The organism is Xanthomonas sp. NCPPB 1826, assembly GCF_056725285.1.
The window spans coordinates 1,700,706-1,723,959 of record NZ_CM161521.1 but is presented as its reverse complement, the minus strand read 5'-3'; the positions used below and the strand labels follow the sequence as shown (position 1 = coordinate 1,723,959).

General features: G+C 66.4%; 23 protein-coding genes. 21 read left to right on the top strand and 2 right to left on the bottom strand.

Translation table 11 applies throughout. The features are described from left to right. Positions 1 to 5 precede the first annotated feature (5 nt). Positions 6 to 317, bottom strand: a complete 312-nt coding sequence (locus AC1PLA_RS07475; RefSeq protein ID WP_481105888.1) for a hypothetical protein — start codon at positions 315 to 317, stop codon at positions 6 to 8. On the opposite strand from AC1PLA_RS07475, the gene AC1PLA_RS07470 reads away from it, so the two are divergent. From AC1PLA_RS07470 to bamA, 16 genes are all read left to right on the top strand, one after another. Continuing rightward, positions 316 to 840 (top strand): Csu type fimbrial protein, encoded by a 525-nt coding sequence (locus tag AC1PLA_RS07470; protein WP_039530071.1) that lies wholly within the window; start codon positions 316 to 318, stop codon positions 838 to 840. The two genes, AC1PLA_RS07475 and AC1PLA_RS07470, sit on opposite strands and share 2 nt — an antisense overlap. Before the next feature lie 8 nt (positions 841 to 848). Continuing rightward, positions 849 to 1,619, top strand: a complete 771-nt coding sequence (locus tag AC1PLA_RS07465; protein ID WP_039511607.1) for a fimbrial biogenesis chaperone — start codon at positions 849 to 851, stop codon at positions 1,617 to 1,619. 16 nt (positions 1,620 to 1,635) lie between these two features. Next, entirely contained in the window at positions 1,636 to 3,987 is a 2,352-nt protein-coding gene (locus AC1PLA_RS07460) for a fimbria/pilus outer membrane usher protein (protein WP_481105887.1), read from the top strand. Continuing rightward, positions 3,984 to 5,018: a Csu type fimbrial protein gene (locus AC1PLA_RS07455; RefSeq protein ID WP_481105886.1), complete on the top strand. Its 1,035-nt coding sequence runs from the start codon at positions 3,984 to 3,986 to the stop codon at positions 5,016 to 5,018. The genes AC1PLA_RS07460 and AC1PLA_RS07455 overlap by 4 nt, the downstream gene beginning before the upstream one ends. Before the next feature lie 48 nt (positions 5,019 to 5,066). After that, positions 5,067 to 5,399, top strand: a complete 333-nt coding sequence (locus tag AC1PLA_RS07450) for a hypothetical protein (protein WP_349793811.1) — start codon at positions 5,067 to 5,069, stop codon at positions 5,397 to 5,399. Between the two features lie 2 nt (positions 5,400 to 5,401). After that, positions 5,402 to 6,109, top strand: a complete 708-nt coding sequence (locus tag AC1PLA_RS07445) for a fimbrial biogenesis chaperone (RefSeq protein ID WP_481105885.1) — start codon at positions 5,402 to 5,404, stop codon at positions 6,107 to 6,109. A 405-nt stretch (positions 6,110 to 6,514) separates the two neighbouring features. Next, positions 6,515 to 7,336, top strand: a complete 822-nt coding sequence (gene rpsB / locus AC1PLA_RS07440) for a 30S ribosomal protein S2 (RefSeq protein ID WP_026064294.1) — start codon at positions 6,515 to 6,517, stop codon at positions 7,334 to 7,336. Positions 7,337 to 7,505: 169 nt separating this feature from the next. Continuing rightward, a complete protein-coding gene (tsf, locus tag AC1PLA_RS07435) occupies positions 7,506 to 8,384 on the top strand; it encodes a translation elongation factor Ts (protein ID WP_016902389.1) in 879 nt (292 codons plus the stop codon). A gap of 283 nt (positions 8,385 to 8,667) precedes the next feature. Next, positions 8,668 to 10,191 carry a sensor domain-containing diguanylate cyclase gene (locus AC1PLA_RS07430; RefSeq protein ID WP_481105884.1) on the top strand — a complete coding sequence of 508 codons (1,524 nt, stop codon included), beginning with the start codon at positions 8,668 to 8,670 and terminating at the stop codon, positions 10,189 to 10,191. Between the two features lie 104 nt (positions 10,192 to 10,295). Beyond that, complete coding sequence (gene pyrH, locus AC1PLA_RS07425) at positions 10,296 to 11,018, top strand: UMP kinase (RefSeq protein WP_039520304.1); 723 nt, start codon at positions 10,296 to 10,298, stop codon at positions 11,016 to 11,018. A 197-nt stretch (positions 11,019 to 11,215) separates the two neighbouring features. Continuing rightward, positions 11,216 to 11,773: a ribosome recycling factor gene (gene frr, locus AC1PLA_RS07420; RefSeq protein ID WP_016902392.1), complete on the top strand. Its 558-nt coding sequence runs from the start codon at positions 11,216 to 11,218 to the stop codon at positions 11,771 to 11,773. Between the two features lie 17 nt (positions 11,774 to 11,790). Then, on the top strand, positions 11,791 to 12,552 hold the full coding sequence (gene uppS / locus AC1PLA_RS07415) for a polyprenyl diphosphate synthase (protein ID WP_065050119.1): 762 nt from the start codon (positions 11,791 to 11,793) through the stop codon (positions 12,550 to 12,552). Beyond that, positions 12,549 to 13,376, top strand: coding sequence for a phosphatidate cytidylyltransferase (locus AC1PLA_RS07410; protein WP_016902394.1), 828 nt, complete (start codon positions 12,549 to 12,551; stop codon positions 13,374 to 13,376). The genes uppS and AC1PLA_RS07410 overlap by 4 nt, the downstream gene beginning before the upstream one ends. Before the next feature lie 2 nt (positions 13,377 to 13,378). After that, positions 13,379 to 14,569, top strand: coding sequence for a 1-deoxy-D-xylulose-5-phosphate reductoisomerase (locus tag AC1PLA_RS07405; protein WP_047128444.1), 1,191 nt, complete (start codon positions 13,379 to 13,381; stop codon positions 14,567 to 14,569). A gap of 26 nt (positions 14,570 to 14,595) precedes the next feature. After that, positions 14,596 to 15,942, top strand: coding sequence for an RIP metalloprotease RseP (rseP, locus tag AC1PLA_RS07400; protein WP_481105883.1), 1,347 nt, complete (start codon positions 14,596 to 14,598; stop codon positions 15,940 to 15,942). A gap of 83 nt (positions 15,943 to 16,025) precedes the next feature. Continuing rightward, positions 16,026 to 18,431, top strand: a complete 2,406-nt coding sequence (bamA, locus tag AC1PLA_RS07395; protein WP_180969299.1) for an outer membrane protein assembly factor BamA — start codon at positions 16,026 to 16,028, stop codon at positions 18,429 to 18,431. Between the two features lie 72 nt (positions 18,432 to 18,503). Here the strand turns inward: bamA and AC1PLA_RS07390 are convergent, their stop codons facing one another. Further along, positions 18,504 to 18,698, bottom strand: coding sequence for a hypothetical protein (locus AC1PLA_RS07390; protein ID WP_039511580.1), 195 nt, complete (start codon positions 18,696 to 18,698; stop codon positions 18,504 to 18,506). Between the two features lie 128 nt (positions 18,699 to 18,826). Here AC1PLA_RS07390 and lpxD point away from each other — a divergent pair, with 128 nt between their 5' ends. Genes lpxD through AC1PLA_RS07365 form a run of 5 tightly spaced genes read left to right on the top strand, consistent with a single transcriptional unit; the run spans position 18,827 to position 23,133 of the window. Further along, positions 18,827 to 19,840: a UDP-3-O-(3-hydroxymyristoyl)glucosamine N-acyltransferase gene (gene lpxD / locus AC1PLA_RS07385; protein WP_024940380.1), complete on the top strand. Its 1,014-nt coding sequence runs from the start codon at positions 18,827 to 18,829 to the stop codon at positions 19,838 to 19,840. Then, positions 19,837 to 20,298 (top strand): 3-hydroxyacyl-ACP dehydratase FabZ, encoded by a 462-nt coding sequence (gene fabZ / locus AC1PLA_RS07380; RefSeq protein ID WP_016902400.1) that lies wholly within the window; start codon positions 19,837 to 19,839, stop codon positions 20,296 to 20,298. The genes lpxD and fabZ overlap by 4 nt, the downstream gene beginning before the upstream one ends. Positions 20,299 to 20,321: 23 nt before the next feature. After that, complete coding sequence (lpxA, locus tag AC1PLA_RS07375; RefSeq protein ID WP_481105882.1) at positions 20,322 to 21,113, top strand: acyl-ACP--UDP-N-acetylglucosamine O-acyltransferase; 792 nt, start codon at positions 20,322 to 20,324, stop codon at positions 21,111 to 21,113. A 29-nt stretch (positions 21,114 to 21,142) separates the two neighbouring features. Continuing rightward, positions 21,143 to 22,414, top strand: coding sequence for a lipid-A-disaccharide synthase (gene lpxB / locus AC1PLA_RS07370; protein ID WP_481105881.1), 1,272 nt, complete (start codon positions 21,143 to 21,145; stop codon positions 22,412 to 22,414). Further along, on the top strand, positions 22,411 to 23,133 hold the full coding sequence (locus AC1PLA_RS07365) for a ribonuclease HII (RefSeq protein ID WP_326519826.1): 723 nt from the start codon (positions 22,411 to 22,413) through the stop codon (positions 23,131 to 23,133). Before lpxB ends, AC1PLA_RS07365 begins: the two co-directional genes overlap by 4 nt. The last annotated feature ends 121 nt before the right edge of the window (positions 23,134 to 23,254 follow it).

The window sequence follows — 23,254 nt, the reverse complement described above, 5'->3', positions numbered from 1 at the left end:
AGCGATTATCGCCGATTCGGGCTGAATCTGAACGGCCTGCGCGGGCGTTTTTTCTGCTGGAGGCCATCCGCCGTCAAAACGGACGGGGCAGCAGGAAACTGGCGGCGCCGCGTATTCATGTGTGACGCACTACCGCGCGCGTCAAAAAGTCCGTGAACGGGGTCATCCGAAAGACATCGCAATTTCGCGAAAACTTTGAGGATAAACAGCGAGATAGCCAAATCATTCAGGGTAATCTTTGGCACAGCTGATGCATTGGAGGCAGGGCGACGAGTCGTCGCGTCACCAATGACCAGACCGGTCAAGGAAATGTCCATGCGTACTGTCCGCCCTGTCCTGCTGTCCCTCGGCCTGCTCTCGACCATTGGCGTTGCCACTGCAGCAGATACCACCACATTCAACGTCAAGATCGCCGTCACCAAGGCCTGCACCATCACCGCCGCCTCCGCGACGGACGTTGACTTCGGCTCGGTGTTGTCCACCTCCACCGCCAATGCCGACGCCAACGGCAGCGTGACCGCGCAGTGCACCGCGCTGACGCCGTACAACATCGCGCTGAGCGCGGGCAGCAATGCCGGCACCGCCAACGACGTCACCACCCGCCGCATGAAGAACACCGATGCGCTGGTCACCACCAACAACTTTATCGCCTACCAGCTGTACCAGGATCTGGGCCGCAGCACGGTGTGGGGCAGCACCACCGGCACCAATACGCTGAGCCGCACCGCCACCGGCATCAACCAGGTCTACCCGGTCTACGGCCGCGTGACCAACCCGTCGGCCAACAATCCCGCGACCGGTACCTACCAAGACACCATCACCGCCACGATCGTCTACTGAGCGCGCGCATGCCATTGCACCACCGCCTGTCGTACCGGATGCCGGCCTGGCTGGTCACGGCCGGATTGAGCCTGACGCTGGCGCTTGGCAGCGGCGTGCCGCTGCAGCCGGCCCATGCGGCCAGTCTGCAGCTGGCGCCGACCTCGCTGACGCTGAGCGCACAGCAGTCCGCCGACGGGCTCTGGTTGAGCAACAGCGGCAGCGCGCCGGTGCAGGTGCAGACCCGCGCCTATCGCTGGACCCAGCGTGACGGCAAGGATCAGCTCGACCCGACCCAGGAACTGCTGATCAGCCCGCCGATGCGCACGCTGGCCGCCGGCGAGCGCCAGCTGATTCGGGTGATTCGCGCCGGGCCCGCGCCGACCAGCGAGGAAGTCTGCTACCGCATCATCGTCGACGAACTGCCCAACGCCGATGCGGATCGCAAGGGCATGCAGTTCGTGTTGCGCTACTCGGTGCCGATCTTCCTGCTGCCGCCGGGCAAGACCGAATCCACCCCGACCTTGAGCACGCAGGTGATTGCCGGCAGCGACGGCAATGCGCAGATCCAGATCAGCAACACCGGCAATGGGCACGCCCAGGTCGCCGACCTGCAGCATCGGGTCGATGGCACGACCAGGACGGCATTGAACGGGCTGGTGGGTTATGTCCTGCCCGGCCAGACCATGCGCTGGTCGCTGGGTGCACCGCTGGCCCAGTTCGGCCGCGGCACCATCATCGCAAGGATCAATGGTGAGGCGGACGAACGCACCTTGTTGGCCGCGCCAGCAGCGCCGTGATGCGGGCCGGCTGGCGATGACGCTGCTTGCGACCGCCACCTGCCTGGCACATGCCGCCTCCGGCGATCTGGCCGACATGGCGCCGTTGCCCGATCAGGCGCCGCAGAACGTGGCGGCCCTGCCGCAGACGCTGTACCTGGATGTCAGCCTCAACCAGGCCGACCGCGGCCTGGCACCGTTCGAACTGGTGGACGGCCACCTGCGCGGCTCGGTCGACACGCTGCGCAAGCTGGGCTTCCTCCTGGCCGACCGCGCCGCCAGCGAGCTGGTCGACCTGGATCGCCTGCCCGACGTGGAGGTGCGCTACGACGCTGCGCTGCAACGGCTTGCGTTGCAGGTGCCGCTGGCGCAGCTGTCGCTCTCCACCACGGTACTGAAGGCCGAACAGGTCGCACCGCCCAGCGCCACCGCCTCGCCGGGCATGCTGCTCAATTACGACCTCTATGCCACGCGCAATGCCGGGGCCAGCAGCGTGTCGCTGGCGACCGAAGTGCGCGGCTTCGGCATCGGCCGCGGCATGGTCGACACCACCGCGGTGTTCCTGGCCTACGACCGCCCGCAGGACCAGCGCTGGCGCAGCGAAGCGGTGCGCCTGGACAGCGCCTGGCAGATGGATTTCCCCGACAGCGCCACCAGCATGACGGTCGGCGACTTCTACAGCGGCTTTGTCGACTGGAGCCGTTCGATCCGCCTGGGCGGGATACAGATCGGCCGCAATTACGCCTTGCAGCCGTACCGCGTGCTCACCCCCACACCAAGCTTCCTGGGCGAGGCGGTGGTGCCGTCGACGGTGGAGCTCTACGTCGACGGACTGCGCCAGTACAGCGGCCAGGTGCCGGCCGGCCCGTTCCAGCTGGCCGCGCAACCCGGCATCAGCGGCACCGGGCAGGCGCAGATCGTGGTGACCGATGCGTTCGGCCAGATGCGCCGGTTGGACTTCGCGTTCTATGGCACGCCGCAACTGCTGGCGCGCGGCATTTCCGAATGGTCGGCCGGCATCGGCCATCTGCGCCAGGACTACGGCGTGCGCTCGTTTTCCTACGAGTCGCGCACGGTCGCCAGTGCCACCCTGCGCAAGGGCCTGCGCGATGACTTCACCATCGAAGCGCATACCGAGGCCGGCGGCGGCGTGGTCAACGCCGGTGCCGGCGGCGTGTGGCTGCTCGGCGCAGGCGGCGTGGTCAACGCAGCCTATGCACATAGCCGGCTGGATGCGCTGCGCGGCGGCCAGTACGTGCTGGGGTATGCCTGGAACAACCGTCGCTTCAACTTCACTGTCGGCACCCAGCGCACCCACGGCGACTATCGCGACCTGGGCGCGCTGCAGGGCGCGTTGCCGGCGCGCATCAGCGACCGCGCGGTGTTCGGCATCAACGTCAATCCGATCGGCTCGCTGGGCACCAGCTATGTGCGGCTGAGCTACCCGCAAGGCGACACCTCGCGCTACGCGAGCCTGTTCTGGTCGCGCAGTTTCGGGCGCAACTGGGCCGCCAATCTGTCCGGCAACCAGAACCTGGACGTGCGCAGCGACCGTAGCCTGTACCTGTCGCTGTCGACCACGTTCGGCGAGTTGCGCCAGGCCAGCGCCTCGATGCAGCGCAACGGCAACCGCACCGGATTTGTGGCCGATCTGAGCCAGCCGCTGCCCGGCGACGGCGACCTGGGCGGGATCGGTTGGCGCCTGCAGGGGCGTGCCGGCGACGATGCCAACGGCGGCTTGGCCGAGCTGGGGTGGTTGAACCGCGTCGGCCGCTACAACCTCGGCGTCGCCAACCAGGATGGCGCCAACTTCGGCTATGCCAGCGCCAGCGGCAGCCTGGTGTGGATGAACGGCCGCGGCTTTGCCGCGCGCGATATCCAGGATGCCTTCGCGGTGGTCTCCACCGACGGCCAGCCCGGCATTCCGGTACGGCTGGAGAATCGCCTGATCGGCGTCACCGACGCGCGCGGAATGCTGCTGGTCACCCCGCTGCAGTCGTGGCAGCGCAACCAGCTGTCCATCGACACATTGAACCTGCCGGCGGACCTGCGCGTGGACCGCGTCGATACCGCGGTGACACCGCGCCAGCAGTCCGGGGTGGCGGTGCGCTTCGGTATCACCCGGGTACGTGCGGCCATGATCGTGCTGCATGACGCCCAGGGCGTGCCGTTGCCGGTCGGCAGCGTGGTGCAGCGCGAAGGCGATGCCGAACGGGTGGTGGTCGGCTACGACGGCGAGACCTATCTGGACAACCTGCAGATCGACAACCGCATCCTGGTCGAGCTGCCGGATGGCCGCTGCAGCGCGCGCTTCACCTACCCGGCCAACCCCGGCGGCATTCCGCGGGTCGGCCCGCTGCCCTGCGTCCTCGAGCAGAAAACCCCATGAGCCTGCCCGCACTGTGGCGCCTGATGCTTGCGCTGGCGATCGCCACGTTGTGGCTTGCACCCGGCCAGGAGGCGCGCGCGGACACCACCTGCAGCGTCACCCTCGGCACCCCGCTGGCGTTCGGCAACGTGTCGGCCAACGGCACCACCGATGCGGTGGCAACGCTCAACGTCTCCTGCGCGACCGCCGCGCTCAGCGTGCTGGGCTATGCCCAGGTGAGCCTGTGCCTGGACCTCGGGCCGGGCAGCGCCAGCAACGGGCTGTACGCGCCGCGCCGCATGCTCAACCCCACCAGCGACAGCCTGGACTTCCAGATCTACAGCGAGGCCACGCGTACCCAGGTCTGGGGCGCCACCGGGTCGACGACGCCGTCGCCGCGCCTGCTGACACTGTCCTACGGCGTTCCGGTGGTCACCGGTGGCTCGCAGACGACCACCGTCACCGTGTACGGGCGGATTCCGGCCAACCAGATCCTGTCGGTCGGCAACCACACCAGCAATTTCGGCGGTGCCGACACCGTGCTGCGCTACTCCTACAACGAGAGCGTCATCGGTGTGCCACCGGCGCCGAGCAGCTGCACGGCCGGCGGCAGCGGCGCCAAGACCGCCAGCAACGCATTCCCGTTCACTGCCTCGGCCAACGTGCCGGCACGCTGCAATACCTACGTCACCACCGACCTGGATTTCGGCAGCATCGCCGGCACCATCGATACCGCCATCGACCGCACCTCCACCATCAGCCTGTCGTGCACCAACCGCACCGCCTGGAACATCGGGCTGGGCGATGGCATCAATGCCACCGGCAGCGTCCGGCGCATGCGCCATGCCAGCAGTACCAACTACATCGCCTATGAGCTGTACCGGGACGCCGGCCGCGGCAACCGCTGGGGCACCAGCATCGGTGTCGATACACTCAGCGGCACCGGCAACGGAGTCGCGCAGACGGTGACCGTGTATGGCCGCGCGCCGGCACCGCAACAGCCCATTGCGGGCGCCTATAACGACACGGTGACCGTCTCCATCACTTACTGACAGTTAATAAAGTTCACATCGGGGGCGTCGCTATTTGTTACGTCTCCAATGCAAACGATTGCCTTCATGACGCTGGTCACTCTGTTGAAGCGCCTGACGCTGGTCGCCCTCGTCTGCACCGCGAGCTCTACCGCGGCGAATGCGGCCACCGCTCGCGGCCCGGAAAACTTCACTTTGCACATCGGCCTGCGCCTGCTCAGCGGCTGCGAGCTGCGCACTGCGCCGCCACGTGCCAGCTGTTCCCGAGGCACGCCGATGGCGATCGCGCCGCCAGCCAGCGGCGCCGATACCCCCGCCGTCACCAGCACCGGGCAGGACGCCAGCGCACTTGCCGGGCCAGCGCCTGCCGGCAGCGCGCCCATCACCACGATCGCGTTCTGACCATGGCCGCGTCTCGCTCCTGTTGCGGCCTGCTGGCGCTGGCGTTGGCCGGCCTGGCCATCGGTGGCAGCGCCGTTGCCGCCGAGATCGCCATCGCCCCGACCACCGCACGCATTCCCGCCGACAGCGACCAGGCCACCGTCTGGCTCTACAACCAGGCGGCACTGCCGTGGCGCGCGGAAGCCAAGCTCTACCGCTGGCGCCAGGACGGCGACCGCGAGTTGCTCGAACCGGCCACCGCCGCCACCGTCAGCCCGGCGCATTTCGAAATTGCTCCGCAAGGCCGGCAACTGCTGCGGGTGATCCGCCTGGGCCCCAGCCCGGTGCAGACCGAAGACAGCTACCGGTTGGTGGTGACCCAGCATGCCGCCGGTGGCGACACCGAATTGCTGCGCTATTCCACGCCGGTGTTCGCCCTGCCCAGTCAGCCCGGCGACCCACACCCAGCACTGCAGGCGAGCGTGTCGGGCCAGGGCAGCGGCCGCGCACTGAAGGTCCACAATGCCGGGCTCAGCCATGCCAGGCTGGCCGACCTGGCCTACATCGATGCCGGCGGCACCCGCCGCAGCATCCGCGATGATCTGGCCGGCTACGTGCTTCCCGGCCAGACCCGCCAATGGCCACTGCCAGCCAACCTGCCCGCCGGCAGTGGCCGCTTCGTGGCACGTATTAATAGCGATATCGAGACCACGTTAGCGCTGGAGCCGTGAGTAGGGAATCGGGAATCGGGAGTCGGTACAGCGCATCGCGGTAGCTGACCCTTCGTGGGCTTGTGGACGCTCACGGAGCTAAACTTGCCCGATTCCCGATTCCCGATTCCCGAATCCCCAATCCCGATTCGCCAATTGCGCGCGCCCGCTCAGCCGGCTATACTCCTCCGGCTGTTTTGCGTCTCTTGCGCATTGCGTCGTTCACGTCGGACGTCATCGACGAATTCACACCTGCTGCCACCATCCGTGCCGGGGTGCCCCGCAAGGGGTTCGTCACGGAGGCGACAGGGAAGCCCAACCCCGGAATCGTTTGTGCGCATCCTTTCGCAAGGGCCCGCACATCCATGTGCGGACTCTTCAAAGTCCAGTCCGCGCACGTAGATTCCGCTATCAGGAGTTACTTCAATGCCCCAAGTCACCATGCGTCAGATGCTGGAAGCCGGCGTCCATTTCGGTCACCAGACCCGCTACTGGAACCCCAAGATGGCGCCGTACATCTTCGGCGCGCGCGGCAAGATCCACATCATCAACCTCGAGAAGACCGTTCCGCTCTTCAATGACGCGATGAACTTCCTCTCCTCGATCGCGCAGAAGCGCGGCACCGTGCTGTTCCTGGGCACCAAGCGCAGCGCGCGCGAGTCCATCAAGGAAGAAGCCGAGCGTTGCGGCATGCCGTTCATGACCCAGCGCTGGCTGGGCGGCACGCTGACCAACTTCCGTACCGTCAAGCAGTCGGTTGCCCGCCTGAAGGAACTGGAGTCGGCCGAGACCGACGGCACCTTCGACAAGCTGGTCAAGCACGAAGTGCTGGGCCTGCGTCGCGAGCGCGAGAAGCTGGACGCCTCGCTGGGCGGCATCAAGGAAATGAACCGTCTGCCCGACGCGATCTTCGTGATCGACATTGGCCATGAAGACATCGCCATCAAGGAAGCCAAGAAGCTCGGCATTCCGGTGATCGCGGTGGTCGACACCAACTACGACCCGGCCCTGGTCGACTACGCCATCCCGGGTAACGACGACGCCATCCGTGCCGTGCAGCTGTATGCACGTGCCGCCGCCGACGCCGTGCTGGAAGGCAAGGCTGCTGCGCCAAACTCCGCTTCGGTCCGCGAAGAAGAGTTCTCGGCCGAGTCCGCCGACGAAGGCAAGGGCCGTCGCGCTCCGGCCAAGAAGGGCGACAAGAAGGCTGACGCACCGGCCGACGCTGCCGCTCCGGCTGCCGAGTAATCGGCCTGCAATGCGGCCGCACCATGCTGTGCGGCCGTAGCCCCGACGGGTCCAGCGCGGCCCGTCGCCGAGGCCACTGAACATTTCTACGGGGGCGGCCGGCCTGGCTGCGCCGTCTCCTACTGGCGGAACACTCCGCCGCACGCATTCGTCCATATGAGGTAATTCCATGGAAATCACTGCTTCCCTGGTCAAGGAACTGCGCGAGCGCACCGGCGCCGGCATGATGGAGTGCAAGAAGGCACTCGTCGAAAACGCAGGCGACATCGACGCCGCTGCCGAATGGCTGCGCAAGTCGGGTCTGGCCAAGGCCGACAAGAAGGCTGACCGCGTTGCCGCCGAAGGCCGCATCGCCACTGCACAGGCCGGCGGCAAGGCCGTGCTGGTCGAAGTCAACTCCGAGACCGACTTCGTCGCCAAGGACGAGAACTTCCTGGCCTTCACCGAGACCGTGGCCACCGCCGCGCTGAACTCGGATGCAGCCGATGCCGAAGCACTCAAGAGCGTCAAGCTCGACAGCGGCGAGACCATCGAAGAGCGTCGCGCCGCGGTCATCGCCAAGGTCGGCGAGAACCTGCAGGTGCGTCGTCTGGTCCGCATCGACAGCGCCAACAACGTTGCAGCCTACGTGCACGGCGGCCGCATCGGCGTGCTGGTCGAGTTGAAGGGTGGCGACATCGAGCTGGCACGCGGCATCGCCATGCACATCGCCGCGATGAACCCGCCGCACGTCAAGGCCTCCGATGTCCCGGCCGAGTTCGTCGCCAAGGAAAAGGAAATCGAACTGGCCAAGATGTCCGAAAAGGACAAGGCCAAGCCGGCCGAGATCCTGGAAAAGATCATCAGCGGCAAGATCAGCAAGATCGTCAACGAAGTGACCCTGTACGGCCAGCCGTACGTGCTGAACACCGACCAGACCGTCGAGCAGGCCGTCAAGGCTGCCGGTGCCGAGGTGGTCGGCTTCCAGCGCCTGGCCGTTGGCGAAGGCATCGAGAAGGTGGTGGAAGACTACGCCGCCGAAGTGATGAAGCAGGCCGGTCTGGCCTGATCCTCGCCACTGCGTAGAGAAAGCCGCGGCTTGCCGCGGCTTTTTTTTTGGGCCAGCCGCTGTGGCGCAAGCCCATCGACGCACGAAGCTGAAGCGAACGCATCCGCCGGGCACGCAACCGGCCTCAACTCTACAGATGTCGTTATGGTTGCCGCTACAACTGGATGCCGACCAGGCTTTTCAGCGTCCATCACGCACGCGCTGCAGCGCGGCGGCGACAGAGCTTGGCGTGCCCCATTAACGAGCGCAGCGGTATGCTTGCGCCCACCGTCGGCGATGACCCATGCAACCAGATCTACAGGCCGCCCTGCACTACTGCCGCAACCTGCCCTCGCCCCCAGGCGTTGCGCTGCGCGTCATCGAGCTGGCGCAGGACCCCGATGTGGACATGACCACCACGGCCAACCTCATCGGCATGGACATGGCCCTGAGCGCGCGCATGCTGCGCGTTGCCAATTCGCCGCTGTACGCCAGCCGCCGCCGCATCGACAACCTCGGCCAGGCGCTGACCATGCTCGGCCTCAACGCGACCCTGAGCCTGGCGCTGGGGTTTTCGATGGTGCACGGCGTACGCAGCACCTTCACCGCGCATCCGCTGCATGAGCGCATCTGGCGCCGCGCCGGCCTGTGTGCGCTGGCCAGCCGCATCCTCGGCCAGGCCTACGGCATCCGCAAACCCGAAGAACTCATGCTGGCCGGCCTGTTGCAGGACATCGGCAAGCTCGCCCTGCTGCAGGGCGCGCCCGAACTGTATGCGCCGCTGCTGGAGCAGGCGCCCGACAACGCCGCCCTGCTCGATGCCGAACGCGCGCATCTGGGCGCCACCCATGCCGAAGTCGGCGCCTGGCTCGCGCATCAATGGCAGTTGCCGCCGTACCTGCAGAACGCCATCGCGCAGAGCGAGGAAGAGCCCGCCAGCCTGGAGCCGTTCATGGCTTGCGTCGCGCTGTCCGGACGCCTGGCAGACATCTGGCTGTCGGCCAGCGCCGCGGCCGCCACCGAACACGCGCAGCGCCAGGCGCAGGACGTGCTGGAACTGGATGCCGAACGCTTCGAAAAGGTGATCGAACGCATCGCCGAATCGCTGCCGGAACTGGAAGCCCTGTTCGACATCCGCGTGCCGCAACCCGAGCACATCCAGATGATCTTCGAACAGGCGCGCGAGCTGGCGATGCTGCGCAGCCTGCGCGAGTTGCAGGATGTCGCCGAAGCGCGCCGGCATGCCGACGAATCGGAAAACCGCATGCGCCATCTGGCCGAACAGGCCAGCCGCGATGCATTGACCGGCGTGTTCAATCGCCACCAGCTCGGCACCGCGCTCGCGCACGAGTTCGAGCTGGCATCGCGCCAGAACTGGCCGCTGTCGATCGCCTTCATCGACCTGGACGACTTCAAGCGCGTCAACGATGCGCATGGCCATCTGATCGGCGACGAGGTGCTGCGCAACTTCGCGCAGACGCTGCAGCGCATGGTGCGCACCAGCGACCTGGTGGCCCGCTATGGCGGCGAGGAATTCCTGGTGCTACTGCCCAATACCGCGGCCGACGCGGCGTTGACGGTGGTCGAGCGCATCCTGGCCGAGACCGCACGCACGCCGATGGCGCAACTGCAGGGCGGCCCGTTGCACATCACCTTCTCGGCGGGACTGGCCACCCACGGCGGTGGCGACCGGCAGTTCGAGAGCATCGAGCATCTGCTGCAGGCAGCCGACAGCACGCTGTATCGCTCCAAACATCGCGGCCGCAACCGCGTCACCGCCTACGATGCGACCGACATGCCGACGCCGCAGCCCCCGCGTGCGCACTGAGCAACGCGTCACGCATCGCCAACTACCGAATTTTTACCACGCCCGGTGACAGGCTTCCGCTAGACTTGCCGGCGTTTGCCGATCCCCCATACCGAGGTCTCCCCATGTCTGAACTTCCCTATCGCCGCATTCTTCTCAAACTTTCCGGGGAGGCGCTGATGGGAGACGGGGATTACGGCATCGATCCCAAGGTCATCAACCGCCTCGCCCATGAAGTGATCGAAGCCCAGCAGGCCGGTGCACAGGTCGCGCTGGTGATCGGCGGCGGCAACATCTTCCGCGGCGCCGGCCTAGCCGCCAGCGGCATGGACCGCGTCACCGGCGACCACATGGGCATGCTGGCCACCGTGATCAACGCGCTGGCGATGCAGGACGCGCTGGAAAAGCTCGGCGCCAAGGTGCGCGTGATGAGCGCGATCAAGATCAACGATGTCTGCGAGGACTTCATCCGCCGCCGTGCGATCCGCCATCTGGAAAAGGGCCGCATCGCGATCTTCGCCGCCGGCACCGGCAACCCGTTCTTCACCACCGACTCGGGCGCGGCGCTGCGCGCGATCGAGATCGGTGCCGACCTGCTGCTCAAGGCAACCAAGGTCGACGGCGTGTACGACAAGGATCCCAAAAAGCACCCCGATGCGGTGCGTTACGACAGCCTGACCTACGACCAGGTCATCCTGCAGGGCCTGGAAGTGATGGACACCGCCGCCTTCGCCCTGGCGCGCGACAGCGACCTGCCGCTGCGTATCTTCGGCATGAGCGAGCCCGGGGTGCTGCTGCGCATCCTGCATGGCGAGCAGATCGGCACGTTGGTGCAGGGTCGGAGCTGAGGCCGGGAATCGGGAATCGGGATTGGGGATTCGTTAAAGCGCAGTGCTGACGCCTGCGTTGATGCCTGCCGGTGAAGCGGCTCCAGCGGAAGCGGCGCCGGCAAGTGAACCGGCTGCGCGGGTCCTGACGACCCGCGAGTCGTGAAACCCCAGTCCCGGCTATAATCTCCGGATTCAGCTCCACACGGATTCCGGCGATGCTCAACCAGATCAAACAAGACGCGCAGACGCGCATGACCAAGAGCATCGATGCTCTGCGCCATTCCCTGACCACCGTGCGCACCGGCCGCGCCTCTCCGGCGCTGCTGGACGGCATCAAGGTCAAGGCCTACGGCACCGACACCCCCCTCAACCAGGTCGCCAGCATCAGCGTCTCCGAAGGCCGCTCGCTGGTCATCAGCCTGTTCGACAAGGGCATGATCAAGGACGTGGAAAAGGCGATCTACGCCTCGGATCTGGGCCTGACCCCGACCGTGGTCGGCACCGTGATCCGTCTGAACCTGCCGCCGCTGACCGAGGAGCGCCGCAAGGAGCTCAGCAAGGCCGTGCATGGCGAGGGCGAAGACAGCAAGGTGGCCATCCGCAACATCCGTCGCGATGCCAACCAGCAGGTCAAGGATCTGCTCAAGGACAAGGCAGTCACCGAAGACGAAGCGCGCAGCGCCGAAGACGACATCCAGAAGCTCACCGACAAGGCCATCAAGGATGTGGATGAGGTCGTCAAGGCCAAGGAACAGGAACTGATGACGGTCTGATCGTGGCATCGCCTGCCATGCATCCAGCACCTTCCGCTGCCGCCGTGCCGCGCCACATTGCCATCATCATGGATGGCAACGGGCGTTGGGCGCAGCGTCGGCGGCGTCCGCGCATGATCGGTCATCGCGCCGGCGCGCGCGCGGTCAATCGCACCATCGATTTCTGCCTGGAAAAAGGCGTCTCGGCGCTCACCCTGTTCGCGTTCTCCAGTGAAAACTGGGGCCGCCCGCAGGAGGAAGTCGATGCGCTGATGAAGCTGTTCCTGCATGCGCTCGATCGCGAAGTCGACGAACTGCAGCGGCGCGGCGTGCAGGTGCGCTTCATCGGCGATCGCAGCCGCTTTGCAGCGCCGCTGCGCGAGCGCATGGCCGCCGCCGAGCGCGTCACTGCCGCCAATGCGCGGCTGGTGCTGAGCATCGCCGCCAGCTATGGCGGCCGCCAGGACATTGCGCTGGCCGCGCGGGCATTGGCCGAAGAAGTGGCCGCCGGCCGCCTGCAGCCGCAGCAGATCGACGAAGCGCTGCTGGCCAGCCGCGTCGCGCTGGCCGATCTGCCGGCGCCGGACCTGTTCATCCGCACCGGCGGCGACACCCGCATCAGCAATTTCCTGCTGTGGCAGCTGGCTTATACCGAACTGTGGTTCACCGAAACCCTGTGGCCGGAGTTCGATGCCGGCGTGCTGCAGCAGGCACTGGATGACTATGCCGGGCGCGAACGTCGCTTCGGCCTGACCAGCGCCCAGATCGCCGACAAGGCGACGGAGAGTTCCTCCGCATGACCAAGACCCGCGTGATTGCCGCGCTGATCATGGCGCCGCTCGCCATCTGCGCGATTGTGCTGCTGCCCACGCAATGGCTGGCGGCGCTGGCGGCGATCCTGTTCCTGACCGGCCTGTGGGAGTGGCTCAAGCTCTCCGGCATCGACGACAGCCTGCCGCGTACCGTGCTGCTGATGCTCAATCTGCTGCTGATGGTGCTGATGGTGTGGGCCTCGGCCGGCTCCATGGTGCTGTTCCAGATCGCCGCCCTGGTGGGGGTGGTCTGGTGGCTCCTGGCGTTGTTGTGGCTGCGCTTTTTCACCTTCGGTGCCGATCACGGCAACGGTCAGGCGCGCGCGCTCAAGCTCGCCGCCGGCACGTTGGCGGTCCTGCCGGCCTGGGCCGCGCTGGTGCTGCTGCATGCCAACCCGGACAAGGGCAACCTGTGGCTGCTGACCGCGCTGACCATGGTGTGGGCGGCCGATTCGGGCGCCTATTTCGCCGGCCGCGCGTTCGGCAAGCACAAGCTGGCGCCGCGGGTCAGCCCCAACAAGACTATTGAAGGCCTGCTCGGCGGCATGGTCGCCGGCATCGTGGTCGCCTGCGCATTCGGCTGGCTGGCCGGGCTGACCCTGGCGCATGTGCCGCAGCTGGTGCTGGTCTCGGCGGTGGCGGTGCTGGCCTCGGTGCTGGGCGATCTGTTCGAGAGCCTGCTCAAGCGCCATGCCGGCGCCAAGGACTCAGGTGCGGTGATTCCGGGCCATGGCGGCGTGCTGGATCGTATCGACGGCGTGCTCGCCGCCCTGCCGGTGTTCGCACTCGGCAAGGAAATTCTCGGATTCTAGGCATGGCTGGCTCTCCTCTCCGTCAGGTCGCCGTGTTCGGCGCCACCGGCTCGATCGGTGCGTCGGCACTGGATGTGATCGCCCGTCATCCGCAGCGGCTGCGCGCCAGCGTGCTGTCGGCCGGCAGCAAGGTCGACGAGCTGCTGGCGCTCTGCGTCACCCATCGCCCTGCGCATGCGGTGATCGCCGACCCATCCCTGTATCCGGCACTGCGCGACGGTCTGCGCGCGGCCGGATTGGCCACCCAGGCGCACGCCGGCTCCGACGCCCTGGACGCGCTGGCCGCCAGCGATGCCTGCGACACCGTGGTCGCGGCGATCGTGGGAGCGGCCGGCCTGCCCTCCACGCTGGCCGCGGCCCGCGCCGGCAAGCGCCTGCTGCTGGCCAACAAGGAATCGCTGGTACTGGCCGGCGAGCTGCTGACCCGTACCGCGGCGGCGGCCGGCGCCGAGATCATCCCGATCGACAGCGAACACAGCGCGATCTTCCAGTGCCTGCGTTCCTGCGACGCCAGTCGCGGCGTGCGCCGGGTGATCCTGACCGCGTCCGGCGGGCCGTTCCGCGGCTGGGACCGCGCCGCGCTGGGCGCCGTCACGCCCGCGCAGGCGGTCGCCCATCCCAAATGGTCGATGGGGCCTAAGATCTCGGTGGATTCGGCGACGCTGATGAACAAGGGCCTGGAAGTGATCGAAGCCCATCACCTGTTCGGCCTGCCCGGCGCGCAGATCGATGTGCTGGTACATCCGCAGAGCCTGGTGCACTCGCTGGTGGAATTCGTCGACGGCTCCACCCTGGCCCAGCTCGGCCTGCCGGACATGCGCACCACGCTGGCGGTTGGCCTGGCGTGGCCGGAGCGGGTCGAGTCCGGGGTTGCCGGGCTGGACCTGCTGACCCAGGGGCGGCTGGATTTCGAGGCGCCGGACACCGCCGCATTCCCATGTCTGCGCCTGGCCTGGGAGGCGCTGGAGGCCGGTGGAACCGCCCCTGCGATCCTGAACGCGGCCAATGAAGTGGCTGTTTCAGCGTTTCTTCAGGGCCAGGTGGGTTTCCTAGCGATTCCCGCGTTGGTCGAACACACACTGACAACGCTCCCACGGCACAATGCCGACTCCCTCGACACCCTGCTTTCTGCCGATGCGCAAGCGCGGCAGATCACCGAACGCGCCCTCGCCCATCACAGCCTTCATGCCTGATCGATTTACGCAGACGAGTTGCATCCATGGGTGATTTCATCGGTTCGGTCTGGTGGATGATCGTCAGCCTGGGCGTGTTGGTGACCTTCCACGAATTCGGCCACTTCTGGGTCGCGCGCCGCTGCGGCGTCAAGGTACTGCGCTTTTCGGTGGGCTTCGGCAAACCGTTGTGGATGCGGCGCGACCGGCACGGCACCGAGTTCGTGGTGGCGGCCATCCCGCTGGGCGGCTACGTCAGGATGCTCGACGAGCGCGAAGGCGACGTGCATCCGGCCGAGCAGGACCAGGCCTTCAACCGCAAGACGGTGTGGCAGCGCATCGCCATCGTGGCCGCCGGCCCGATCGCCAACCTGCTGCTGTGCATGGCGATGTTGTGGGCGATGTTCGTGGTCGGCAAACAGGATTACTCGGCCACCGTCGGCCGTGCCGATGGCCTGGCCGCCGAAGCCGGCCTGACCCCGGGCGAGCGCATCGTGCGCATCGATGGGCGCGATGTCAGCAGCTGGAGCGATGCCAGCATGCAGCTCACCACCGCGGCCATGGACAAGCGCGATATCCGCGTGCTGACAGCCACCGACGGCGCCGGCAACCGCGAGCACACGCTACGGCTGTCGCGGCTGCCGGCCGGCTTTGACGAGCGCCGCGTGGCCTCGCTGGCCGGCATCGGCTGGCAGTTCATGCTGCAGCCGCCGGTGGTGGGCCAGGTGGTCGCCGGCTCCGCGGCGCAGGGGCTGCTGCAGCCGGGCGACCGCATTGTCGCCATCGACGGCCAGCCGATCCGCTCGGCCGACGAGATTCCCGCCCAGCTGCAGGCACTGGGCGCGCAGGGCGGTACCGGCATGATCGAGGTCGCGCGCGGCGAAGACCGGCTGGCGCTGGAAATCGCCCCGCGCCGGTCGCCGCAGGGCCAGTGGCTGCTGGGCGTGGGATTTGCGGCAGCGCAGGCGCCGGCCTACGACAGCCGCCAGCAGTACGGCGTGTTCGCCGCGGTGCCGGCGGCGATCCGTGAAACCGGCCGGATGACCGCCGATTCGCTGGGCATGATGAAGCGCATGCTGACCGGCCAGGCCTCGGTCAAGAATATCTCCGGGCCAGTCACGATCGCGCGCGCGGCCAACGCCTCGGCCGAACGCGGGCTCGACTGGTTCCTGTATTTCCTCGGATTGCTGTCGCTCAGCCTGGCGATCATCAACCTGATGCCGATCCCGATCTTGGACGGTGGGCATCTGCTGTATTACCTTATCGAGTTAGTCAAGGGCAGCCCGATCAGCGAACGGGCCATGATTGCCGGGCAATATGTCGGCCTGGCGGTCCTGGCCGGGCTGATGGGACTGGCGTTCTACAACGACATCCTCGGCCTGGTTCCACGATGAAGCTGCTCCACTCTTTCCGCCTGTTGTCGTCGTCATACGTCGGCATCCAGCAACACCCGAAATCGACTCCAACCGGATGTGACATGACGCGTCTTCCCACTCGCCGCCTGCTTGCCCTCGCTCTTGCCGCCGGCCTCAGCCTGCCAGTCGTTGCCCTGGCCGCAGAGCCGTTCGTTGCCAGCGACATCCGCGTCGACGGCCTGCAGCGCATCGCCTCCGGCACCGTGTTCACCTATCTGCCGGTGAACCGCGGCGACACCGTGGACGATGCCAAGGTCGCCGACTCGATCCGCGCGCTGTACCGCACCGGCTTCTTCGAGGACGTGCAGCTGGATCGCCAGGGCAACATCCTGGTGATCACCGTGAAGGAGCGTCCGGCGATCAACAAGCTCACCGTGACCGGCAACAAGGACATCAAGTCCGAGGAGCTGCTCAAGGGCCTGGGCGACATCGGCCTGACCGAAGGCGGCACCTTCGATCGCCTGAGCCTGGACCGCGTGACTCAGGAACTGACCCGCCAGTACAACAACCGCGGCAAGTACAACGTCGAGATCACCCCGACGGTGAGCCCGCTGGACCGTAACCGCGTGGACGTGGCGATCGCGATCAAGGAAGGCAAGGCGGCCAAGATCCGCCACGTCAACCTGATCGGCACCGAGAAGTTCGCCAACGAGGACATCCTGGAGAACTGGGAATCCAAGGAGCACAACTGGGCCTCGTGGTACCGCCGCGACGACCAGTACTCCAAGGAGAAGATGTCCGGCGATCTGGAGAAGCTCAACTCCTGGTACCTGGACCGTGGCTACGTGGACTTCAGCATCGACTCCACCCAGGTGTCGATCAGCCCCGACAAGCGCGACATGTTCGTCAGCGCCGGCGTCACCGAGGGCGAGCAGTACAAGATTTCCGAGATCAAGGTCACCGGCGACACCGTGCTGCCGCAGGCCGACATCGAGCGCCTGGTCATCCCCAAGGCCGGCGACATCTTCTCGCGTGCGCTGCTGGAGTACACCTCCGATGCCATCACCAACACGCTGAGCAACGTTGGTTACGCGTTCGCCAAGGTCAACCCGCTGCCGACCCCGAACCGCGAGGACCGCACCGTTGCGGTGAACCTGCAGGTGGTGCCGGGTCCGCGCGTGACCGTGCGTCGCATCCTGTACAAGGGCAACAGCCGCACCTCCGATGAGGTGTTGCGCCGCGAAATGCGCCAGTTCGAAAACACCTGGTACTCGCAGGCGGCGATCGACCGTTCCAAGATCCGTCTGCAGCGCCTGGGCTACTTCGAGAGCGTGGACGTGGAAACGCCGGCGGTGCCGGGCAGCAACGACCAGGTCGACGTGGTCTACAACGTCAAGGAAACCACCTCCGGCAGCTTCGTGTTCGGCCTGGGCTACTCGCAGAGCTTCGGTGTGACCACCTCGGTGCAGTTGTCGCAGAACAACTTCCTGGGCGGCGGCAACCGGGTGGCGGTGGAAGCCTCGCGCAGCAGCTACCAGCAGCGCTACGCGTTCTCCTACACCAACCCGTTCTTTACCGACGACGGCGTGTCGCTGGGCTACAACCTGTCGTGGCGCTCGCTGGACTACTCGGACTTCAACACCGCGCAGTACAACAGCAAGAATGGCTCGGCACAGGTGGTGTTCGGCGTGCCGATCACCGAGAACGACACCGTCTCGGCGATGGTCGGCATCGACAGCAACCAGATCAATACGTTCCAGGGCCAGACCCCGCAGGCGATCATCGACTACATCGATGCGGTCGGTACAAGTACCTTCCATGCCTGGCGTACCGAGCTGGGCTGGGCACGCGACACCCGCAACGACTTCTTCATGCCGACCCGCGGCATGTACCAGCGCGTCGGCCTGGAGACCACCCTGCCCGGCTCCACGGTCGAGTACTACAAGTTCAACTACCAGATCTCCAACTACTGGCCGATCATCCCGGCGATCGTGTTGAACACCCGCTTCGAGCTGGGCTACGGCGACAGCTATGGCAACGACAGCTCGCGCGACGTGTGTGGCGTCGTTGCCAATAACGCTTATACGGAACAGGCTTGCGACGGTAACAACCGGCTTCGCACCGTCACCGCCACCGGCTTGCCGTTCTACGAGAACTTCTACGCCGGCGGTACCAACTCGGTGCGCGGCTTCGAAGACAACACGCTGGGTCCGCGTTCGGAACAGACCTTCAATTACACGCGCGGCCAGCCGCTGGGTGGTTCGTTCAAGACCGTCGGTTCGGTGGAAATGTATTTCCCCAAGCTGTTCGACAGCCCGTCGGCCCGCGTGTCGGCGTTCTTCGACTTCGGTAACGTCTACGACGGCGTGGACAACTTCAAGGCCAACGAGCTGCGTGCGTCCACCGGCGTGGCGCTGTTGTGGCGCGCACCGGTCGGCCCCATCTCGATCAGCTACGCGTTCCCGCTGAAGAAGGAAGACAACGACGAGATCGAACGTCTGCAGTTCACCTTCGGCGGCCAGTTCTAACAGCCAACGGCAACAAAAAAGGCGGCCCGCGTGTGCGGGCCGCCCGTGTATCGCCGGTGGGATGTCGGCCGGTCAGAACCAGCTGTCGAACCAGGTGGACACGGTGTTGGACAGGCAGCTGGCGATGTCGCCGGCAGGCAGGCTGAGACACTGCAGTTGCTGCTGACCAGTGGCCTTGCCCTGCTCGATATCGAAGGTCTGGGCCGATGCACTCGCGACCGCGCCCATCATGACCAGACCACCAAGGATGGAAAGAACGGTTTTCATATGCTTGCTCCTGGATTCGCCGCTTGATTGCGACAGGACCCTAGATACGCAGGCTTTGTTGGGAACTGTTTAATGGTGTTTTTTCCCCGTTAAAGCGGCGCTCCCACATTTACAAGAGGTTCACCCTTATGCGCTTGACCGCCAGTGCGATTGCCGAACAATTTGGGTTGACCGTCGTCGGCGATGGCGCCGTCGAAGTCAGTGGCGTCGCCACTCTGGCGCATGCCGGCGCCGGGCAATTGAGCTTTCTGTCCAATCCGCGCTACCGGCCACAGCTGGGCCAGAGCCAGGCGGCCGTGGTGGTCCTGCGCGCCGACGATGCGGCGGATGCACGCGGCACCGCGCTGGTGGCCAAGGATCCCTATACAGCGTTCGCCAAGATCGCGGCCTTGTTCGATGTGGCGCCGGTGCGCGAACCGGGGATCCACCCTTCCGCGGTGATCGACCCCAGCGCACAGGTTTCGCCAAACGCACACGTCGGCCCATTCGTGAGCATCGGTGCGCGCAGCCGCGTGGGCGATGGCTGCGTGATCGGCACCGGCAGCATCATCGGCGAGGACTGCGTGGTCGATGACGGCAGCGAGCTGCTCGCCCGCGTCACCCTGGTCACCCGGGTACGCCTGGGCAAGCGCGTGCGCATCCATCCCGGTGCGGTGATCGGTGCCGACGGCTTCGGCCTGGCGATGGATGCCGGGCACTGGATCAAGGTCCCGCAACTGGGCGGCGTGGTGATCGGCGACGACTGCGAGATCGGCGCCAACACCTGCATCGACCGCGGCGCGCTGGAAGACACCGTGCTGGAAGAGGACGTGCGCGTGGATAACCTGGTGCAGATCGCACACAACTGCCACATCGGCGCACATAGCGCCATCGCCGGCTGCACCGGGATCGCCGGCAGCGCCAAGATCGGCCGTTACTGCCTGCTCGGCGGGCATGTCGGCGTGGTCGGGCATCTGGAGATCTGCGACAAGGTGGTGATCACCGGCAAGTCGGTGGTACGCAATTCCATCCATGAGCCGGGCGAGTATTCGTCCGGCACCCCTCTCACCGACAATCGCACGTGGCGCAAGAATGCCGCGCGCTTCAAACAACTCGATGTGCTGGCAAGGCGCATCCTGGCTGTGGGCAAGGAGAAAGAATGAGTCACCCCACTTACGAGCTGCCGATCGACGTCAACCAGATCCAGACGCTGATCCCGCACCGCTATCCGTTCCTGCTGATCGACAGGGTCATCGAGCTCGACCTGGATGCCAAGCGCATCGTCGGGCAGAAGAACGTCAGCATCAACGAGCCATTTTTTCAGGGCCATTTCCCCACCCGCCCGGTGATGCCCGGCGTGCTGATCATCGAGGCATTGGCGCAGGCCGGTGGCGTGATGACCCAGCTCGGCCTGGGACGCGACGCGCTGTCCAAGCTGTTCTACATGGTCAAGGTCGACAATGCCCGCTTCAACAAGCAGGTGGTGCCGGGCGACGTGCTGATGCTGGAAGTGCAGATGAAGCGTCTGATCCGCAACATGGGGTGCTATTACGGCGAGGCCAAGGTCAACGGCGAAGTCGTGGCCAGTGCCGAAGTCATGTGCGCCGGCGCCAAGGAATAACCCGTTTTTGGAGGTGAGACACGATGCGTGATCAAGCACCCTTGATTCATCCCACCGCCGTCATCGATCCGTCGGCGCAACTGGCCAGCGATGTGCGCGTGGGCGCGTTTTCGCTGATCGGCGCCGATGTGCGGATCGATGCGGGCACCGAGGTGGGGCCGCATTGCTCGATCCACGGCCCGACCCGGATCGGCCGCAACAACCGCTTCATCGGCCACGCCGCGATCGGCGGCGAACCGCAGGACAAGAAGTACGCTGGAGAGCGCACCGAACTGGTGATCGGCGACGGCAACGTGATCCGCGAATTCGTCACCATCAATCGCGGCACCGGCGGCGGTGGCGGCATCACCGTGGTCGGCGACGACAACTGGATGCTGGCCTACACGCATGTGGCGCACGACTGCCATGTCGGCAACCACTGCGTGTTCTCCAACAACACCACGCTGGCCGGCCATGTCACCGTGGGCGACTACGTGATCATCAGCGGCTTTGCCGGCGCGCATCAGTTCTGCCGGATCGGCGCGCACGCCTTCCTGGGCATGGGCGCGCTGACCAACGGCGACGTGCCGCCGTTCACCATGGTCGGCAGCGAATCGCTGGGCCGCCCGCGCGGCATCAACAGCGAAGGGCTCAAGCGTCGCGGCTTCGATGCCGAGCGCATCACCGCGATCAAGCGCGCCTACCGCACGCTGTACGTCGCCGGCCTGCCGCTGGCCGAAGCCAAACTGCAGCTGGCCGAACAGGCCAAGAGCAGCGAAGACGTGCGCGGGCTGCTCGAGTTCATCGAGGCGGCGGAAAGGCCGTTGTTGCGATGAAGGCCGGGATTCGGGATTCGGGATTGGGGATGCAAGGCGTCCACACCACACCGGGCGAAGTCGTGCACGACGCGCTGGCCAATCCCCAATCCCCAATCCCCAATCTCCGCTCTCCACGCATCGCGCTGATCGCCGGCGAAGCTTCCGGCGACATCCTGGGTGCGGGCCTGATCGACCAGCTGCGGCGCCGTTATCCGGGCGCTGAATTCGTCGGCATCGGTGGCGATGCGATGCGTGGTGCCGGCTGCCAGACCTGGTTCGATGCCAGCGAGCTGGCGGTGATGGGGCTGACCGAAGTGCTGCAGCATCTGCCGCGGCTGTTGAAGCTGCGCCGCGCCTTCCGCGAGCGGGTGCTGGCGTGGAAGCCGGACGTGTTCATCGGCATCGACGCACCCGATTTCAATCTGTCGGTCGAGCGCTGGCTCAAGCAGCGCGGCGTGCGTACCGTGCATTACGTCAGCCCGTCGGTCTGGGCCTGGCGCGAGAAGCGTGCGGAAAAGATCGGCGCCAGCGCCGACCTGGTGCTGTGCCTGTTTCCGATGGAGCCGCCGATCTATGCCAGGCACGGCATCGATGCGCGCTTTGTCGGCCACCCGATGGCCGACGACATCGCCTACCAGGCCGATCGCGCAGCCGCGCGCGCCAAGTTGGGCCTGTCCGCCTCCAGCACGGTGCTGGCGGTGTTGCCCGGCAGCCGGCATGGCGAAATCAGCAAGCTCGGCGATACCTTCTTCCAGGCCGCCTGGCTGGTGTCCGAGCACCTGCCCAACCTGCACGTGCTGGTTCCCGCGGCCAACCCCGGCTGCAAGCAGCTGCTGGCCGAACAATTGTCGCGGTCGTCGCTGCCGGTGCTGCGTTCGCACCTGCTCGATGGCCAGGCGCGCACCGCGATGCTGGCCGCCGACGTGGTGCTGCTGGCGTCGGGCACCGCCACGCTGGAGGCGATGCTGGTCAAGCGCCCGATGGTGGTCGGCTACAAGGTCGCCCCGCTCACCTACCGCATCGTCAGGACGCTGGGCCTGCTCAAGGTCAACCGCTACGCGCTGCCCAACATCCTGGCCAACGACGACCTCGCCCCCGAGCTGATGCAGGACGACTGCACCCCGGAACGGCTGTGCGTGGCCCTGCTGGACTGGTTCAAGCACCCGGAAAAGGTCGCCGCCCTGCAACCGCGCTATCTCGCCCTGCACGCCGAACTGCGCCGCGACGCATCGGCACGCGCGGCCGATGCGGTGGCTGGGCTGCTGGAGGGCCGGGATTCGGGAGTGGGGAGTGGGGATTCGGCAGGAGCAAAAGCGTGAAGATCATCGCTGCCGGCGCTCAAGCCGAGGCGCGCCAGTCGCCCTTGTTCGGCCAATCCCAAATCCCCAATGCCGAATCCCGGCGTCTGATCGCCGGTGTCGACGAAGCGGGCCGCGGCCCGCTTGCCGGGCCGGTGGCGGTGGCTGCCGTGGTGTTCGACCCGAGCAAGCCGCGCATCAACGGGCTGGACGATTCCAAGCAGCTGAGCGCGCAGCGGCGCGAGCAGTTGTATGCGCGCATCGTCGAGCGGGCGCTGGCGTGGTCGGTGGTGCTGATCGACAGCGAGGAGATCGACCGCATCAACATCTACCAAGCGACCATGCTCGGCATGCGGCGTGCGGTGGAGGGCGTGGCGCATGTGGCCGGGTTTGCGCGCATCGACGGCAACCGGGTGCCCAAGGGCCTGCCCTGCCCGGCCGAGGCCTTGATCGGCGGCGATGCGCTCGATCGCGCCATCATGGCCGCCTCGATCGTGGCCAAGGTCACCCGCGACCGCCTGATGCACGAGCTGCACGCCCAGCACCCGGAATACCGCTTCGACCAGCACAAGGGCTATGCCACGCCGGTGCATCTGGCCGCGCTGCGCAGCCACGGACCCTGCCCGCAGCACCGCCGCAGCTTCGCCCCGGTGCGGCGTGCGTTGGGCATCGAGGCGGCGCAGTCGCCGTGGGACGTGCCCTGCGCGGCCCCGGCCGATGACCTGCTGCTGGCCGACTGACCGACCGCCCTCCGGGCGAACCTGGAACGGTAACGGCGTCCTCCATCGCTTGGCGTGCATGCCGCCGCTGCGGCCATGGCCCGGAGCGTCGCGTCCCGCACCCACAGCCCCGCACGCCTGC